We start from the raw sequence: 15,233 nt of genomic DNA on the forward strand, positions 1-15,233 counted from the left end.
GAGTTCGTCATGGCAGTTCGCCCCTACTGGAAAGGCTATCTCAAGCTCTCTCTGGTCACCTGTCCGGTGCAGATGATGCCGGCGACCTCCGAGAGCGAGAAGGTTCGTTTCCACACCCTCAATCGCCAGACACAGAACCGTGTCGTCAGCCACTATGTGGATTCCGTCACCGGTAAAGAAGTGAAGGAAGAGGACGAAGTCAAAGGCTACCAGCGCGGTGAGGACGAGTACATCATCCTGGAAGACGAAGAGCTCGAGAATGTCGCGCTGGACAGCACCAAGACGATCGATATCTCGACCTTCACGGCTCGCGATAGCATCGAGTGGATTTGGCTCGACACGCCGTACTATCTTTCCCCCAACGATCCGGTCGGTCAGGAAGCTTTTTCCGTCATTCGTGATGCGATGGCATCCCAGAACATGGTCGGCATCTCACGGCTGGTCATCACCCGGCGCGAGCGCGCCGTCATGCTGGAGCCACGCGGCAAGGGTATCGTTCTCTGGACATTGCGGTATGGTGACGAGGTCCGGGATGAAGACAGCTATTTCGAGGGCATTGGCGATGAGAAGGCGGATTCCGACATGATGCCCCTTATCCAGCAGCTGATCAAAAAGAAGACCCAGGACTGGACGCCGAAACTGGTCATCGACCCAGTCCAGGATCGGCTGCTCGACATCATCAACACGAAAAAGAAAGCGCTCAGGAAGCCATCGAAGAGCACGACCAAGGCTCCCGCATCCTCACCGCCGCCCAACAACGTCGTCAACATCATGGATGCCTTGCGCAAGTCGGTCGCGGCGGAAAACCGGACCAGTAAATGAGCAGACGTGCCAAACCGCTTCTCCAGGACGACCAGGTCGCCAAGTCTCAGCCACGCCGGCGCCGCGATCCAGCCCAGCCGAACCTTCCGTTCGATCCGATGCCCGACCGTGTCGAACCATGCCTGGCATTGCTGAAGACCACTGCGCCGGCGGGACCAGACTGGGTCTATGAGGTGAAGTGGGACGGTTATCGGCTGGCGATCCATATCGAGCCGAAGGAGGTTCGCATCATCACGCGCGGCGGCCATGACTGGACACACCGGTTTCCGGCAATCGCAGCGGCGGCTAAGAACCTGAGCGTCGCAACAGCCATTCTGGATGGTGAGGCCGTCGTGCTCGACGAACACGGCCGATCGGATTTCGGGGCTCTGCAGCAATCACTGGGCGGACGTGGCGGCAAGCGGACATCGACGGAATCCATCCTCTATGCCTTCGACCTACTCTATTTCGACGGCCACGATCTTACGGGGACGGAGCTCTCTGTGAGACGACATCTGCTCGAGGATCTGCTGGATGGCGCCGACGGCGCGATCCAACTGTCCGAGGAGGTCAGCGACGACGGTGCCAAGCTCCTGGAAAATGCTTGCGCCCTCGGGCTGGAAGGTATCGTCGCCAAGCATCGCGACAGCACCTATCGGTCCGGCCGCACCGGCGACTGGCTGAAGATCAAATGCGTGCAGAGCGAGAGCTTCATGGTCGTCGGCTATGAGCAATCGGCGTCGGCCCGGGGCGGAGTCGGCAGCCTGCTTCTCGCTGGCCGAAACGGAGACGACTGGGTCTACGTCGGCTCCGTGGGAACCGGGTTCAACATGAAGGATGCCGAATACCTTCGCAAGACACTCGACAAGCTCAAGACAACACAACCAGTCGTGCCGCTCAAGGGCAAGAACCTTGTGTTCGCCCAGCCGACGTTGATCGCCGAGATCGACTTCCGGGGCTGGACCCACGACGGCAGTTTGCGCCACGCATCTTATAAGGGCCTTCGCGAGGTTCAGGATAATGCCGCAGTCTTTGACATGAGCGAACGGCCGGCCAGCTAAAATGAACAGGGCGCTCGACCCTTGCGGGGAGCGCCCTGTCAGACCCGGACAACCGCACGCGACAGACAAGCTGCTCGGTAAGCGGTCATCAAAACGGGTAGTGGCCGATAGATGATAGCTCGCTCCAGGAAATTCAAGCCCTGCCCAACCAATCAACGCTCACGGCTCATCAACCCGTTCCAGTTCGAAGAAATAGATCCGATCGTCTACCTGGATCGTCATTGCTCCCATGATTTTCCGATCACCCACTCTGCGGAAATGATCGACGATGGGCTGATCGTCATACACCATCGCGGCACTCGCCACGCCTTGGAACGACATGGTCTTGAGCGAAGCCACGGGACCTTTCGCCCGAAACCCGCGCTGAAGATACGAAAACAGGTTCTTTGCGGCACGCGTCCTGCCAACTTTGTGAAAACGGAGGGCGAGGCGCAGCGTTATTCTTGCCGGATCGATGGGGATCAGTCGCCGCTCGTCGAAACGAAACAGCAGCGCATCGGCGCGCATGTCCGGCGTAAACCGCTTGCCGAACCAGCCGAGGTTTTCCAGCACGCCGTCGAACGGATGGCCGGACGGAAAGGTCCGACCGGTCCACAGTCCGATCATCTCGCGCGGCTCGATCGGCGGCAAGCTTTGAAACTCACCAAGCGCGTTCTGCATCTGCCTACTCAATCCGAACGCTCCTCTCCCGGTGATGCGAGGGACTATTCACGCCGAATCGCCCTGCTCTTCCCTACGCTGTTGAGTGCGCAGTTTTGATCTGGCCTTTTGCCGAGCGGTCCGCAACTCCTCCAGGTCTGGCAGCCACCATCCTCGCGCGCGTTCTTCTTCCCCGGGTGACGTACGTGCCGGCCAGGTCGTCACCAGTTCCTCGAGCGAACCAGGTCGCCACGACACCCAAAAATGCTCCTCGCTCTGGCCTGCAGGAAAATAGAACGCACTGACAGTCGCGGGATCTGCCAGCTCACCATCCGTGCCGATGAAGATAACGACACCGACATGCGTACCGACCGCACGCTCGAACGGCGGGACATCATGCGCAGGCACCGGATAGCGTTTTCGACGACGCTCACTTGATCTCGCCTTCGATGCCTCCTCTTCTTCCGTGCCCTTGAATGCCTCGCGACGCGCTTTCCTTGCCTCGGGTTCATTGCGCTCAGCTGCCGCCTCGATCGCCGGCCATCGTCGTCGGAGTTCGTCGTATGATCGGTAAGGGACAGTCCACAGCCGGCGATCCGCGTCCCAGCGCGCAGACGGGATTTCTCGAATTTCGTTCACGACCGTGCGCGAGTAGGGCGTCCGGATTTGAAAGGCCGAAGGCGTGGTTTCGAGATAGCGGCTTTCGATCGGATCGAAGGCGAATGCGTCCCTGCCCTTCTCGTCGGCAAACGCATCGGCCTCCGCTTCCATCTCGGCGAGCCAGCGACCGATGCGTCTCTCGGCGGTGCGGCCGGGCACGAACCAGGCATTCAGGCTGTCGCTCCAGCGTGCGCGAGGGAAAGATTCCCGAAAGTGCTGCACAGTTATGCGATCGTGCGGCAGGTCGGTCGTTGCGCCAACACGCGGCTCAGTTGGGGCGGTGTCGTTCGGTTGCTCTTCCATCTTCCTTACCGCAACATTGTGGCCTCGGATTTGGCCGAACGCTCATGCTGCTTGTCTGGATTTTCCGAGGCGTTTGATGGCCTGTTCAAGCGGCCGCTGACCGTCGCAATAATCCTGCCACGCCGAGCTTTTCGCAAGCAGCGCAGGGACCGTACGGACCGTAAATCTCTTCGGATCGAGGTCCGCTTTGACCTGGGTCCATGTCAGCGGCATCGACACGGTGGCGCCGGGCCGCGCTCGCGGAGACAAAGGCGCCACCGCCGTCGCCATGCGATCGTTGCGCAGGTAGTCGAGAAAGATGCGGCCCTCACGTTGGCTCTTGGCCATCTTGATCAGATAGAGATCCGGATTGTCGCGAGCCATCTGCTCACAGACATCATGGGCAAAGCCCTTCGCGATGTCCCAGCCGAGTTTCTTGCCCTTCGGCACGGCCAGCGGCGTCACCACATGCAGTCCCTTGCCACCCGTCGTCTTGCAGAAGCTGACGAGCCCGAGTTCGTCCAGCCGGTCGCGGATCTCGCGAGCGGCTTCGACGACGGTGGAGAACTCGACCTCAGGACCAGGATCGAGATCGAACACCAGACGGCCAGGCACTTCCGGCTGACCGGGCTCACAATTCCAGGGATGAAGCTCGACGCCCCCGATCTGGGAGATGGCAGCGAGACCCTCGACGCGATCGATCTGCAGGTAGGGCTTCTTGTCGCCAAACACCGTGACGAGTTCCAGCAGGTTCGATGTCCCCGGCATGGCATGGCGCTGGAAGAACTGTTCTCCTCCGATGCCGTCGGGTGTGCGAATGATCGAGCAGGGGCGTCCCTTGATATGGTCGATCAGCCAGGAACCGACGGCTTCATGATAGTGCGCCAGATCGACCTTGGTCACAGGCTCTCCATCACCGGCATCCGGCCATAGCGGCTTGTCGGGACTGGAGATCATCACGCCCATAACCTCCACCTTCGCGCCCTTGCGGAAGCGGTTTGGCGCCGGTTTCGACGTGTCGGGATCGGGCACCTCGGTTTTGGCTGGTGAGGCCGGCTTCTCGGCCTTGACTTCTGCAGCCGGCTTGTCTTCCCGCAAGCCCTTGAATGCCGCTTGGCGCACCTGGCCATCGGCCGTCCAGCCGGCAAACTCGATCTCGGCAACAAGCTCGGGTTTCAACCAGACGATATCAGGACTCTTCTTAGGCGCACCAATCCCGGTGAACGGTGATTTGGATGTTTCCATAGCCTGCAGTTTGGGCAGGAGTGTCTCGACGGTCTTGGCGCCGTATCCAGTACCGACGCGGCCGACATAGACAAAGTGGTCGCCGCGATTGACGCCGACAAGCAGGGAGCGGAACTTGCCGTTGGTCTTGGCATAGGCGCCGATGACGACTTCATGCCCTGCCCGGCATTTCGATTTCGCCCAAGTGTCAGTACGGCCCGATTGATATGGTGAATCGACAACCTTTGAAACAATACCTTCCAACGACAGCCGACAGGCAGATTTGAGAACTGCGTCGCCGCCGGTTTCAAAGTGCTCGACGAAACGAAGGCGCGGATCTTCGCCGGCTTCCGACAAGAGTGACGCCAGACGTTGCTTTCGCTCAGTGAGCGGCAGCTCACGCAAATCTTCTTCTCCCACAAAGAGAAGGTCGAAGGCGAAGTATACGAGATCGTCGGTCTTTCCCTCGGACAGCGCCGCCTGCAGTGCCGCGAAATCCGGGGCGCCGTTTTCGTCAAGAGCGCAGATTTCACCGTCGATGATGGCGTTCGGTAGCGCGCACGCTGAGGTGGCGATTGCGGGGTATTTGGCGGTCCAATCCAGACCCTTGCGGGTTTTGAGGGTTGCATCACCATTCTCGATGCGCATCTGGATGCGATATCCGTCGAACTTGATCTCATGGATCCAGCCGTCGGCAGATGGCGGGCGGGCCAGAGTTTCGCAGAGCTGCGGCGGAATAAAATCCGGCATGGTGGATTTCTCCCGCTTGGCGGCTGACGGCTTTTTCGCGGTCTTCAGAACCGCTTTGCGCTCCTCGGCGGCAAGGCCGTGATTGCTATGCCAAACCGCGTCCGCCTCGACGTCGCCATTCTGCATCATGAATGGCTTCGGCTTCCTGCCCTTTCCGGATGCGATCGCCTCCATCGTTCGGCCGGAAGCCACCGACGTAGCGTTTTCCTCCAGGACGGCGGCTCCGTTCTCCTCGACCGAAAAGTCGTCATGATGCTTGATCAACAGCCAGTTGGTCCGCTTGCCGCCATCGCGGTCATGACGCATCCGCACGAGGACGAAGCTGCCGTGGAGCCGCTTGCCCTGCAGCGTAAACTTGAAATCACCTTTGGCGAGCGCTTCTTCCGGCGTCCGGTTGCCCTCCGGCTCCCAGTAGCCGCGATCCCACAACATCACCGTACCGCCGCCATACTGGCCTTTCGGGATGGTGCCTTCGAAATCGCCATAGTCCAGCGGGTGATCTTCAACTTCGACAGCCAGCCGCTTGTCGTGCGGATCGAGCGACGGGCCTTTGGTCACGGCCCAGGACTTGAAGACGCCGTCGAGTTCGAGCCGAAGGTCATAGTGAAGACGGGTCGCGTCGTGCTTCTGGATCACAAAGCGCCGACGGTTCGAAGGTTTGACCTGAGCTTCACCGCTCGGCTCGCCCGTTTTCTTGAAATCGCGCTTGGCGCGGTATTTGGAAAGATTGTCAGCCATGCTCAGTGGCTCGATAGACGCAACGCGCCGGCGTCCCCGAGACGGGGCTGGACGGCGGCAATCCGGTTGAATGCTATGTCTGCCGAGACCTCGATCTCTCCTCGAAGCGGCGCGTCGGAGCGCGGTCCGTCATCATGGGAGGCGTCGCCGCCCGACGGCAGGGAGCCGGCCGTGTTGCGATCGGTTGCGGATTGGAGGAAAGTGTCCGGCCTTGAAATGCCGTGCTGCTGAACCAGATGTTCGACGGCAAGACCGGCTGCTTCCCGGGTTTCGAAAGTCGCCTGGATCGTCGTCGTGCTGTCATGCGCCATTTGGCTGTCTCCTGCTACTGATGTTCACAGGACGGAAACGCGTCTGGCGCCTGGTGGTTTCGCGGTGCGGAAACGAGTTCGCTGAAAAGCGACAGCTAAAGCGCAATGCTCGTCTACTCTATTGGCGCGGATTCAAATCCACAGATACGATGTGTCGATGCCGAGAAGCTGCGGCGCTCGGGGTGGTCTTATTCAGGGCGTCCCACCCTCGCAGAGCTCGCTATGAATTGGATGACAGCTTCGCCCCAATCGGAACTCCCGATGAGCGCGACTACGCGGCGAGTGGCTCGCGCTTTGCCACATGGGCCCTGACGGCCTCGCGCGCTTCTGCGGCCGATGAAAAGCGTCTGCCATCGAGATCGATAACATCAAACTTAACGGCTAAAAAAGCGAGATGGTTGTCAGCCGGAATGAGGACGGCAACGGGAATGCCTTTGTACTCGACGACCTGCTTCATCAGGGAGTCTCCGATCAAAATACGATTGAATGGGGAATCAGGGTCGTCTCGTCACAGCGAGCACCGTGCCATTTGTGCTCGGGCGCCTCGAGGCAATCCGCACCTAGGCACCCCGCTTATCATGGAGATCAATACTGATGGCGGCGACGCAGATGCCGCGCGGCGCATCGCTCTCGAAATCAAGCTTTTCCGTTCGCACAGTGGTCAACAAGCCTACTGTGTCGGAAAATCCAACATCTACTCGGCGGGCGTGACCATTCTCGCCGCGTTCGCGCCGGAAAACCGCTTCGTCCGGTGACGCGATCCTGCTGGTGCACGAGCGTCGACTAGATACCACGATGCAACTGACTGGCCCTATCAGGTCGTGTCGCCAAATCGTCCGGGAACAGTTGTCGTTGCTTGAAACCGCGCAGGAACTCGAGCTGGCTGGTATCCGCGACCTTGTTGAAGGCAGTGATCTGACGATCGACCAACTGTACGAGAAGGCCACCAAGAACTGCTATCTAAAAGCTGACGCGCCTTGGCGCATGGTCTAGTCGCGGCGATACTCAAGTGATTGCATCACGTCTGTCGAGTGCGAAGTACCGAAAGCCACGAGCCGACGGGTAGTGCACGCGCCACGTTTCGCTTGCTGACCCAGATCAGGAAATTCCAGATAGGAACTCCTCCGTGGTCAGCAGTTCCAACTGGACCGAAAAACGGTCGCCCAACAGCGTCAAAGACGCATCATGTGTCTCGTCCGCCCCGCTGCACACTGCGTCCTTCAAAACGATGATGCGATACCCAAGGTCGATGCCACCCAGCGCGGTCGCCAGGACGCGAACGTCCGTCTCTCCGCCGGTCAACACCAGTGTGCCAACCTCGTGATGTCGCAAGGCGGAGTGCAGTTGTCCGTCTATCCAAGGCGAGTATGTCTGCTTGTCGAAAACCGCAGCCGGCGGGCAGAACCTGGCGAGTTCGGGCACAAGGCCGACCATTTCAGGAGGCAAATGCTCCCGCGTCATCATCCACCCATTTTTCATAATATTGTTGCCACCGTCCTGAGACTTCGGACGGTGTTTTTGGGGGTATGAACCGTGTAAAGACCGTACGTTCGCTATGCCGGGCGGCCACTTCGACGACCTGGGGCGACACCGGCTTCCATCCATGCCACTCGCCACGGCGTGTCTTCAGCAAACATGCGCTGCATGTCGACGCACAGATGACGCCAGTTTCCCAGCATGACAGGTGTCCCTACTTGATCCTGCCCCAGGCATAGCCAATGAGCGCCGCGATGCCGACGGACATGAAGACATTGCGTTTAAGTGTCTCCTCGACATCCGCGATTGCGAGCTCGATCTTGTCAGCTCCAAAGCTTTTGGCGTTCGCAGCGATCGCAGCGACGGACCGCCGGAGGTTTTCGATTTCGGTTTTGAGCGATTCTAACTGTGCGTCACTCGCCTCCCGTGGCCTTACGTCTGGACCATTGTTCAACACCATACCGTGGCTATCAACCAGCTGGGGGTTCTCGACCTTGTCGTTGTCAGTCATCTTCATCTCCCAAGCGTCATTGTTCGACATTGAAGCTCCTCACTCTGATCAGGTGCATTCGGATCGTTGGATAGGTTGCCAACGCGAAACTCTTGAGCGCCCCGCCCTCCCCGTCCTTCGAGAATTTGTCGAATAGCTCAACGGCCTCCGTGTGAACCGAGACTTGGGTAGAAACATAGGCGGCGTCGAGCTGCGGACCCGAAAGCGGCTTCAGGGACTCGAGCTTTTCTCGCAGTTCCGGGCTCAAATCCGGAGGCAGCGTGACCCTGTCCTTTGCTGCGGCCTCCTTAAGATTGTGCGTGCTATGACCGTGGTCTTTGACCATGTCGTTCGCAAAAGCCTTGACTTCGTCGCTCTCGCCTTTCTCAAGCACGAGTTTGGCGGCTTCCATCTCGAACATGTCGGACTGCGCAGCTTTCTCCGCGAAGCCGTGCGGCGCCAATTCCGCTGCAGTACCCCAGGTCGCAAGCGGTAGCCAGAATAACGTCGCCGATGCGATGATCACTGCCGTCTTCATGTGAAGTCTCCTTTGATGCCTCTAACGGCGACTGTGTTCCGAAGTTCCGGCGGTGGCCGCTCGGTGCGCTATCGGACGCTGGCGAACAAATCTGGGTCATGTTCCGAAGTTCAGGAACCACGAGTCCGGTCTGCCGTTCTTGCCTCAGTTCCATTGATCCCGAGAGGCATCCCTCGATGAAAGCACTGACCTGGCACGGCAAGGGCGACATGCGTTGCGAAGAGGTCCCCGATCCAAGAATCGAAGATGGCCGCGACGCGATCATCAAAGTGACGGCATGCGCGATCTGCGGATCGGACCTCCACATCTACGACGGCGTCATTCCATCCATGGAACATGGCGACATCGTCGGTCACGAGACGATGGGTGAGGTTGTCGATGTCGGGAGGGAGAACAGCAAGCTCAAGATCGGCGATCGCGTGGTTATCCCCTTCACCATTGCCTGCGGCGATTGTTTCTTCTGCGAGCGAGGCTTCTTCTCGGGCTGCGAACGGTCAAATCCGAACAGGGACAAAGCCGCCAAGCTATGGGGCAACTCGCCCGCGGGTCTCTTCGGCTACTCGCACCTGCTAGGCGGCTTCTCAGGCGGTCAGGCGGAATATATTCGCGTTCCCTATGCCGATGTGGGTCCGATCAAAGTGCCGGATGGGCTCACCGACGAGCAGGTTCTCTTTCTCAGTGACATCTTCCCAACGGGCTACATGGCTGCCGACTTCTGCAACATACAGCCTGGAGATACCATCGCGATCTGGGGATGTGGTCCCGTAGGCCAGATGGCGATCCGGTCCGCGTTCCTCCTCGGAGCCGAAAGAGTGATTGCGATCGACACGGTGCCCGAGCGGTTGGAACTGGCGCGGGCCGCCGGCGCGCTCACGCTCGACTTCATGGAGGAGGACATTTACGACCGGATCATAGAGCTGACCAAGGGCCGCGGGGCGGACGCCTGCATCGACGCGGTTGGGACTGAACCCGAGACAATGGCAAGCTTTGACTCCATGGTTGACCGGATCAAGGTCGCCACATTCATGGGCACGGACCGGCCGCATGTGCTCCGGCAAGCAATTCATTGCACCCGCAACTTCGGAACGGTGTCCATCGTCGGAGTGTATGGCGGCTTCGTCGACAAGATTCCAATGGGATCGGCAATCAATCGCGGCCTGACGTTCCGGATGGCCCAGACACCAGTGCAACATTATCTGCCCATCCTCATGGAGCGCATTCAGAAGGCCGAGATCGATCCGTCCTTCGTCATCACGCATCGGGGTTCGCTGGAAGACGGACCCGATCTCTACAAAACTTTTCGAGACAAAAAGGACGGCTGCATCAAGGTCGTGCTTAAACCCTGAACTACAAGGAGAATCCCATGGCTTCCGCAATTGGAAAACTTGCTGTCATCACCGGAGCATCAAGCGGCATTGGCTTCGAGCTTGCAAAGATGGCCGCTCAGGAGGGCTACGATCTCATCATCGCCGCGGACGAACCCCACATCAGCGACGCCGCTGATGAGCTTCGCGCATTTGGCGTGAGTGTTGAGTCGGTCAAGACAGACCTCGCCACGACAGAAGGGGTGAAGTCCCTCGTGGAAAGTATCCAGGGGCATAGAAGCCAGGTCGAGCTGCTGATGGCGAACGCCGGCGTGGGCCTGGGTCATGGCTTCCTTGATCAGGACCTCGATAGCATCCGTCACATCATCAACACCAATGTGACGGGGACGATGGAGTTGATCCACGCGGTCGGCAACCTGATGCGGAGCCAACGTTCCGGCAGAATCCTCATCACAGGCTCGATCGCGGGTTTCATGCCGGGCACGTTCCAGGCTGTGTACAACGGCACAAAGGCCTATCTCAACTCATTCTCGTTTGCGCTTCGCAACGAACTCAAGGATTCAGGTGTAACCGTAACCTGCCTGATGCCAGGCGCAACGGATACGAGGTTCTTCGAACGGGCCGACATGCTGGACACCAGCGTCGGCCAGGCCAAGAAGGACGATCCGGCCGACGTCGCACGTGTCGGATTCGATGCCTTGATGGCTCGAGAGGGTGACGTCGTCAGCGGTTTCAGGAACAAGGTGATGGCGGCGGTAGCCAACATCACGCCGGCGGAAATGCTGGCGGAACAGCATCGCAAGATGGCGGAGCCGGGATCGGGCAAGCATTAACGTGCACCTGATCCAACTTCTGCTTCCCGTCGTGGTGTCGGATGACGATAGGGTGAGTTTTGAGGCTATTCTTGGCGAGCTCACCGATCAATTCGGCGGCGCAACGGGATTTTTGAACTCGCCTGCTGACGGCCTGTGGGAGGATGGCGGAAAGCTTGAGCGCGACCGTGTCGTCACTGTCGAAGTGATGGTCGACGAGATCGATGCGGATTGGTGGAAAGCCTACCGCAAACGCCTGGAACGGACCTTCCAACAAAAGGAGTTGATCGTTCGTGCGGTCGAGATCACAAAACTCTGATCTGTTCAGCCGGCTGCTTCGCCATCTGCTCAGATCTGGGTGGACGGATCAGCGAAGCAACAGCGCGTGATCACTAAGATCGTTTCTCAGGGTGGTCGCCGCAACGACGGCTTGGCCAATTGCGTGACCGATCTGGTCTACGCCCAGGACGACATCGCCCGCCGCGTATAATCCCGGGACGCTGGTTCTTTGATGACCATCAACCCGAACACATCCTTCCGAACTGACATCAGCGCCCACATTGGCAGCCAAAGTCGAACGCACGTTCGGGCCGAACGCGGCGTAGACAGCATCAAACCGCCTGGTCACGTCCCCGAACCGTAGTTCCATGAAACCATCCCGCGGAGAATACTGATCAACCCGATCATCAATGACCTCGATATCGATCGCCTCGAGAGCCTGGCGCTGCGTCGGTGAGACAGCAAGCGCGCCACTCTCGGAGCAGATAGCGACCGATCTGGTATAGCTTCTGAGAAACTTCGCCTCCGCGTAGAGGTGGTCTCCCTCTCCCACGATCGCGACGTGTTTGTCCGTAATCTCATAGCCGTCGCATATCGGGCAGTACCGGAGGAGCCCTCGCTGGAGAGCGTCGGCGTGATCTCGCTCCGTCAGGCTCGGCGCACGGTTCCGCACGCCCGTGGCCAGGATGACAGCCTTCGCCAGGATGCTTGAACCCTCGGCGCGAGCCTCGAAGCCCGCAGGCAACGGCCGCAAGTCTTGCAAAAGACCGTCGATCGTTTCGACGGGATAGGCGACCACTTGCTCCCTCATCCGGCGCAACAGGTCTACGCCGCTGATCCCTTCCGGCCAGAACGGAAGATTGTGCGACCTCGGAATCATCGCCGCGCGGCTGTTTCCGGCATCGACAAGCACCACTGATAAGTGGAACCGCGCCAAGTAAAGCGCTGCGGTGAGTCCGGCCGGTCCGCCGCCGATCACGAGGGCATCAACCATGGCGACGATCACGCTCCCGTTTCGGAATGCGGAGCCGATACCGGCTTGGATTCGGGTGACCCTCTGAACCTGAGGAAAATCGAGAGAAAGATCAGGATGGCGGTTGACAGAAATTCCGACTGCCAATTCTGGAAGGATTCAAACCACATCTGCGCACTGAAGATATGGTCCAAGGTCGTGGGTGCCGCGCGCCCATGCAACGAAGCCTCCGCGGCTTCGGCAGCCGCGCTCTCCCGCAGGTGCATGACAAAGCTTGCGATGAAGAGCCCGAGGAGGACCAAGCCCAGGGAATAGGAGTAGAGGTTCCTTGAAACGCCACCCATTCGCACCGCGAGCGGAGCATTCGGATTTCCTTCCTCGTCCGCAGGATCAGCGTCCTGTGGCGAGACCTCGTCCGGGTCTTTGGATTCCGCCGAGCCCCGCTGAAAGAGGTATGCGGTGAGCACGACATAAGCGCTCATCTGAAGGAATTCACTCTCCCAATTTTCAAACAACGCCGACAGGAAATGACCTGTAGCGAGGTATGCGAATAGGGCGATGGGAGATGAACCGTGGGTCGATAGCTCTTCGTTGTAAACCGAATGACCCGTGAACATCATGCCGATAACCGTGGCGAACGTGGCCAACAGGAGGACGATCGTCAGTCCGTTGTCCTTCAAGACTTTCATCGCAAACTCCACCTGCACGCGAGACCGGGCGGCGCCTGGAGCGCCGCCCGTCTGTTCATAGTCATGCTGCCTTTTGCTTGCCCTTCGCATTGACCTTCGCTTCCGCAAGCTGCGTCAGCGCCTGGTCGGTGTTGGTCTCTTCGAGAAGAGTTGCTTCCAGCAGTTGGGCGACATCATTCTTGCCGAGCTGCATGGCCCAGGACTTCAGCGTGCCGTAACGGGCGATTTCATAATGCTCGACGGCCTGCGCGGCTGCCAGAAGGCCCGCGTCGAGTGCCTCGGAGTCCTTGAATTCCTCCATGATTTCCTGGCCCTCTTCGAGGATGCCGTCGATTGCCGGGCACGTCTTGCCGCGCGCGGGTTTGCCGAGAAGCTCGAATACCTGCACCAGCCGTTCGACTTGGCCTTCGGTCTCCTGGAGATGCTTGTCAAAGGCGGCCTTGAGGTCTTGCGATTTGGCGCCACGGCTCATCTTCTTGAGAGCGGCAATGATTTTGCGTTCGGCGTAATAGATGTCCTTGACGCCATCTGTGAACAGGTCTTCCAAAGTCTTGATGGGCATGAGTGTACTCCTGACAAAAGTGGTGTTCGCCAAAACGGCGGAGTAATGTCTGGGGCGTATCCCGCGACAGCGATTCAACGGGAATCGGCGGCCTCAGTTCCACGCAGGCATAACGAATGGGCCAAGCGGGCCCGTTGTGTACGAGATCGTACACGCACAGGGAATTAAGTTGATCACGATGTCGCACGGCAGACCTGACATCGCGGGTTTCGTTGGCAGACAACTTGAATGAATGCTCCGCGCGCTACTCCAACGATCTGAGTCAGCTCTTGAACATCCGCACGCCATGCCGACTGAGCACCCGTTTGCCCATGGCGCCCGTATTGCGATATATTTCCTTCTCCGTGAGCTTGGACAGCGACACATCATCAGGCGAAAAATTGGCACGAAGTTTGAGTACTCCCCGGGATAAATCCAATCGACAAAAATGCAGCCGTCCGGCGCGTCCAAGACTTCGCCGCCCCGCATACTTTTGCCAAGCGTGGGAACAATCTCGGTCGCCCGTATTTTGAACAGACGCTTCAGAAAACCCCGCCACTCCCGCGCCTTTGGCTTCCGCTGTTCGGACCGATCCCGTCTGCAATTTTCAAAAGTGGTTGGGTCAGAGGGGTCCGGTATTTCATCCGCTCCGAAGCCGTCGGGAAAGCCCCCGAAGTTCAACGCCTCCCTTTCGCGGTTCTTCCAAACATCGGACCTCAGTTTTCCATCGTAGTCCGCGAAAAACCGAAAAGGCCGGCTGCTGAGGTGGTCGTCGCCCATGAAAAACAAAGGTATCTGTGGCGACAGAACAAGCATTTCCACGAGTGACATGTACAGGTTCTTCTCGAGGTTCTCGTGCAGCCGATCGCCTCGGGCACGGTTGCCGATTTGATCGTGGTTCTGGAGAAAATGAACGTAACTTGTTGTGGGTAGTGAAGACGGATGCGGCGGCTCGATGGGCAGTATTCGCTTGCCTTGCCTGAGGTGGCCCTGCGCCAACGTGCGGCCAGCGTTCTTCCAGGGCTCTTCGGATAACGGCCGGTAATAGCCACTGTTTTCTTTGGTGACGGCGGAGTGAATGGCATGATGGAAATCATCGTTCCAGTCGGCTTTGTATAGGCGTGTTCCGTGCTCCGTTTCCACCAGGAGGTCGGTGCCGTTGGCGGGGTTCTCGGTGATGAGATGTATCGTCCTGTCCGTCACGGCGGCATGCGTCTTGGGCGAAAGTTCCGCCAAGAAATGAACATCGCTGTCGTCATCGATCTGGTCGATCGCGTCGAGGCGCAGACCATCGAGACGATACTCGGTCAGCCAATAGATTGCGTTTTCAATGAAGAAGCGCCGGACCGGTTCATTGGCGAACGCGATCCTTGATCCCCAGGGCGTCGGGTTATCTTCGTGGAAAAATTCGGGTGCGTATTTCGACAGGAAATTCCCAGTTGGACCAATGTGGTTGTAGACGACGTCCAGAAACACCGTCAATCCCAGGCCGTGCGCCGCGTCGACAAATGCTTTGAGGTCGTCCGCGCTGCCGTAGGGATTGAATGGAGCATAATGGAAAACGCCGTCATAGCCCCAGCCGCGACGACCCGGAAAATGCGCCACCGGCATGATTTCTATAGCGGTGAAGCCGTATCAGCGAGG

Annotated in this window: 18 protein-coding genes and 1 pseudogene; 7 read left to right on the forward strand and 12 right to left on the reverse strand. The window is 58.9% G+C overall.

The window, feature by feature from the left end:
- Positions 1–9: 9 nt before the first annotated feature.
- Both IHQ71_RS30200 and ligD (IHQ71_RS30205) read left to right on the forward strand, forming a co-directional pair.
- On the forward strand, positions 10–822 hold the full coding sequence (locus IHQ71_RS30200) for a Ku protein (RefSeq protein WP_258163415.1): 813 nt from the start codon (positions 10–12) through the stop codon (positions 820–822).
- Positions 819–1,862, forward strand: a complete 1,044-nt coding sequence (gene ligD / locus IHQ71_RS30205; protein WP_258163416.1) for a non-homologous end-joining DNA ligase — start codon at positions 819–821, stop codon at positions 1,860–1,862. The genes IHQ71_RS30200 and ligD (IHQ71_RS30205) overlap by 4 nt, the downstream gene beginning before the upstream one ends.
- A 159-nt stretch (positions 1,863–2,021) precedes the next feature.
- Here the strand turns inward: ligD (IHQ71_RS30205) and IHQ71_RS30210 are convergent, their stop codons facing one another.
- The 5 genes from IHQ71_RS30210 to IHQ71_RS30230 form a co-directional block, all read right to left on the reverse strand.
- Positions 2,022–2,522, reverse strand: coding sequence for a DUF4334 domain-containing protein (locus tag IHQ71_RS30210; protein WP_258163486.1), 501 nt, complete (start codon positions 2,520–2,522; stop codon positions 2,022–2,024).
- Between the two features lie 48 nt (positions 2,523–2,570).
- Complete coding sequence (locus tag IHQ71_RS30215; RefSeq protein WP_258163417.1) at positions 2,571–3,464, reverse strand: hypothetical protein; 894 nt, start codon at positions 3,462–3,464, stop codon at positions 2,571–2,573.
- A gap of 42 nt (positions 3,465–3,506) precedes the next feature.
- Complete coding sequence (gene ligD, locus IHQ71_RS30220; protein ID WP_258163418.1) at positions 3,507–6,155, reverse strand: DNA ligase D; 2,649 nt, start codon at positions 6,153–6,155, stop codon at positions 3,507–3,509.
- Between the two features lie 2 nt (positions 6,156–6,157).
- Positions 6,158–6,466: a hypothetical protein gene (locus IHQ71_RS30225; protein WP_258163419.1), complete on the reverse strand. Its 309-nt coding sequence runs from the start codon at positions 6,464–6,466 to the stop codon at positions 6,158–6,160.
- 271 nt (positions 6,467–6,737) lie between these two features.
- Entirely contained in the window at positions 6,738–6,923 is a 186-nt protein-coding gene (locus IHQ71_RS30230; RefSeq protein WP_308737990.1) for a hypothetical protein, read from the reverse strand.
- A 121-nt stretch (positions 6,924–7,044) separates the two neighbouring features.
- Here IHQ71_RS30230 and IHQ71_RS30235 point away from each other — a divergent pair, with 121 nt between their 5' ends.
- Positions 7,045–7,221 carry a hypothetical protein gene (locus IHQ71_RS30235; RefSeq protein WP_258163420.1) on the forward strand — a complete coding sequence of 59 codons (177 nt, stop codon included), beginning with the start codon at positions 7,045–7,047 and terminating at the stop codon, positions 7,219–7,221.
- A gap of 97 nt (positions 7,222–7,318) precedes the next feature.
- Positions 7,319–7,459, forward strand: a complete 141-nt coding sequence (locus IHQ71_RS30240; protein ID WP_258163421.1) for a hypothetical protein — start codon at positions 7,319–7,321, stop codon at positions 7,457–7,459.
- A gap of 105 nt (positions 7,460–7,564) precedes the next feature.
- Here IHQ71_RS30240 and IHQ71_RS30245 read toward each other — a convergent pair.
- The 3 genes and pseudogenes from IHQ71_RS30245 to IHQ71_RS30255 all read right to left on the reverse strand — a co-directional run bounded on the left by IHQ71_RS30245 (position 7,565) and on the right by IHQ71_RS30255 (position 8,970).
- A pseudogene (locus IHQ71_RS30245) lies at positions 7,565–8,145 on the reverse strand (cysteine hydrolase family protein).
- Between the two features lie 11 nt (positions 8,146–8,156).
- Entirely contained in the window at positions 8,157–8,453 is a 297-nt protein-coding gene (locus tag IHQ71_RS30250) for a hypothetical protein (protein WP_258163422.1), read from the reverse strand.
- A 16-nt stretch (positions 8,454–8,469) separates the two neighbouring features.
- The gene (locus tag IHQ71_RS30255; RefSeq protein ID WP_258163423.1) at positions 8,470–8,970 is read right to left on the reverse strand and encodes a DUF4142 domain-containing protein; all 501 of its coding nucleotides are present in this window, start codon (positions 8,968–8,970) and stop codon (positions 8,470–8,472) included.
- 176 nt (positions 8,971–9,146) lie between these two features.
- Here IHQ71_RS30255 and IHQ71_RS30260 point away from each other — a divergent pair, with 176 nt between their 5' ends.
- The 3 genes from IHQ71_RS30260 to IHQ71_RS30270 are packed head-to-tail and all read left to right on the forward strand — an operon-like array spanning position 9,147 to position 11,426.
- On the forward strand, positions 9,147–10,316 hold the full coding sequence (locus IHQ71_RS30260) for a zinc-dependent alcohol dehydrogenase (RefSeq protein ID WP_258163424.1): 1,170 nt from the start codon (positions 9,147–9,149) through the stop codon (positions 10,314–10,316).
- Positions 10,317–10,333: 17 nt separating this feature from the next.
- Positions 10,334–11,128 (forward strand): SDR family oxidoreductase, encoded by a 795-nt coding sequence (locus IHQ71_RS30265; protein WP_258163425.1) that lies wholly within the window; start codon positions 10,334–10,336, stop codon positions 11,126–11,128.
- Position 11,129: 1 nt separating this feature from the next.
- Complete coding sequence (locus IHQ71_RS30270) at positions 11,130–11,426, forward strand: hypothetical protein (protein ID WP_258163426.1); 297 nt, start codon at positions 11,130–11,132, stop codon at positions 11,424–11,426.
- Between the two features lie 48 nt (positions 11,427–11,474).
- Here IHQ71_RS30270 and IHQ71_RS30275 read toward each other — a convergent pair whose 3' ends face one another.
- The 4 genes from IHQ71_RS30275 to IHQ71_RS30290 form a co-directional block, all read right to left on the reverse strand.
- Positions 11,475–12,392, reverse strand: coding sequence for an NAD(P)/FAD-dependent oxidoreductase (locus IHQ71_RS30275; protein ID WP_258163427.1), 918 nt, complete (start codon positions 12,390–12,392; stop codon positions 11,475–11,477).
- On the reverse strand, positions 12,389–13,048 hold the full coding sequence (locus IHQ71_RS30280) for a DUF6766 family protein (protein WP_258163428.1): 660 nt from the start codon (positions 13,046–13,048) through the stop codon (positions 12,389–12,391). The genes IHQ71_RS30275 and IHQ71_RS30280 overlap by 4 nt, the downstream gene beginning before the upstream one ends.
- Positions 13,049–13,109: 61 nt before the next feature.
- Positions 13,110–13,610, reverse strand: coding sequence for a ferritin-like domain-containing protein (locus IHQ71_RS30285; protein ID WP_258163429.1), 501 nt, complete (start codon positions 13,608–13,610; stop codon positions 13,110–13,112).
- A gap of 93 nt (positions 13,611–13,703) precedes the next feature.
- Positions 13,704–15,200: an alpha-amylase family glycosyl hydrolase gene (locus IHQ71_RS30290; protein ID WP_374990084.1), complete on the reverse strand. Its 1,497-nt coding sequence runs from the start codon at positions 15,198–15,200 to the stop codon at positions 13,704–13,706.
- Positions 15,201–15,233 lie beyond the last annotated feature (33 nt).

It is taken from the genome of Rhizobium sp. TH2, from assembly GCF_024707525.1.
Classification (GTDB): domain Bacteria; phylum Pseudomonadota; class Alphaproteobacteria; order Rhizobiales; family Rhizobiaceae; genus Rhizobium_E.

Excerpts from the sequence above, each read along its gene's own strand:
- IHQ71_RS30225 (WP_258163419.1), bottom strand. The coding sequence starts at position 6,466 with ATGGCGCATGACAGCACGACGACGATCCAGGCGACTTTCGAAACCCGG.
- IHQ71_RS30235 (WP_258163420.1), top strand. The coding sequence starts at position 7,045 with ATGGAGATCAATACTGATGGCGGCGACGCAGATGCCGCGCGGCGCATC.
- IHQ71_RS30230 (WP_308737990.1), bottom strand. The coding sequence starts at position 6,923 with ATGAAGCAGGTCGTCGAGTACAAAGGCATTCCCGTTGCCGTCCTCATT.
- IHQ71_RS30250 (WP_258163422.1), bottom strand. The coding sequence starts at position 8,453 with ATGACTGACAACGACAAGGTCGAGAACCCCCAGCTGGTTGATAGCCAC.
- IHQ71_RS30290 (WP_374990084.1), bottom strand. The coding sequence starts at position 15,200 with ATGCCGGTGGCGCATTTTCCGGGTCGTCGCGGCTGGGGCTATGACGGC.
- IHQ71_RS30260 (WP_258163424.1), top strand. The coding sequence starts at position 9,147 with ATGAAAGCACTGACCTGGCACGGCAAGGGCGACATGCGTTGCGAAGAG.
- ligD (WP_258163416.1), top strand. The coding sequence starts at position 819 with ATGAGCAGACGTGCCAAACCGCTTCTCCAGGACGACCAGGTCGCCAAG.
- IHQ71_RS30285 (WP_258163429.1), bottom strand. The coding sequence starts at position 13,610 with ATGCCCATCAAGACTTTGGAAGACCTGTTCACAGATGGCGTCAAGGAC.
- IHQ71_RS30255 (WP_258163423.1), bottom strand. The coding sequence starts at position 8,970 with ATGAAGACGGCAGTGATCATCGCATCGGCGACGTTATTCTGGCTACCG.
- IHQ71_RS30210 (WP_258163486.1), bottom strand. The coding sequence starts at position 2,522 with ATGCAGAACGCGCTTGGTGAGTTTCAAAGCTTGCCGCCGATCGAGCCG.
- IHQ71_RS30200 (WP_258163415.1), top strand. The coding sequence starts at position 10 with ATGGCAGTTCGCCCCTACTGGAAAGGCTATCTCAAGCTCTCTCTGGTC.
- ligD (WP_258163418.1), bottom strand. The coding sequence starts at position 6,155 with ATGGCTGACAATCTTTCCAAATACCGCGCCAAGCGCGATTTCAAGAAA.
- IHQ71_RS30265 (WP_258163425.1), top strand. The coding sequence starts at position 10,334 with ATGGCTTCCGCAATTGGAAAACTTGCTGTCATCACCGGAGCATCAAGC.
- IHQ71_RS30280 (WP_258163428.1), bottom strand. The coding sequence starts at position 13,048 with ATGAAAGTCTTGAAGGACAACGGACTGACGATCGTCCTCCTGTTGGCC.
- IHQ71_RS30215 (WP_258163417.1), bottom strand. The coding sequence starts at position 3,464 with ATGGAAGAGCAACCGAACGACACCGCCCCAACTGAGCCGCGTGTTGGC.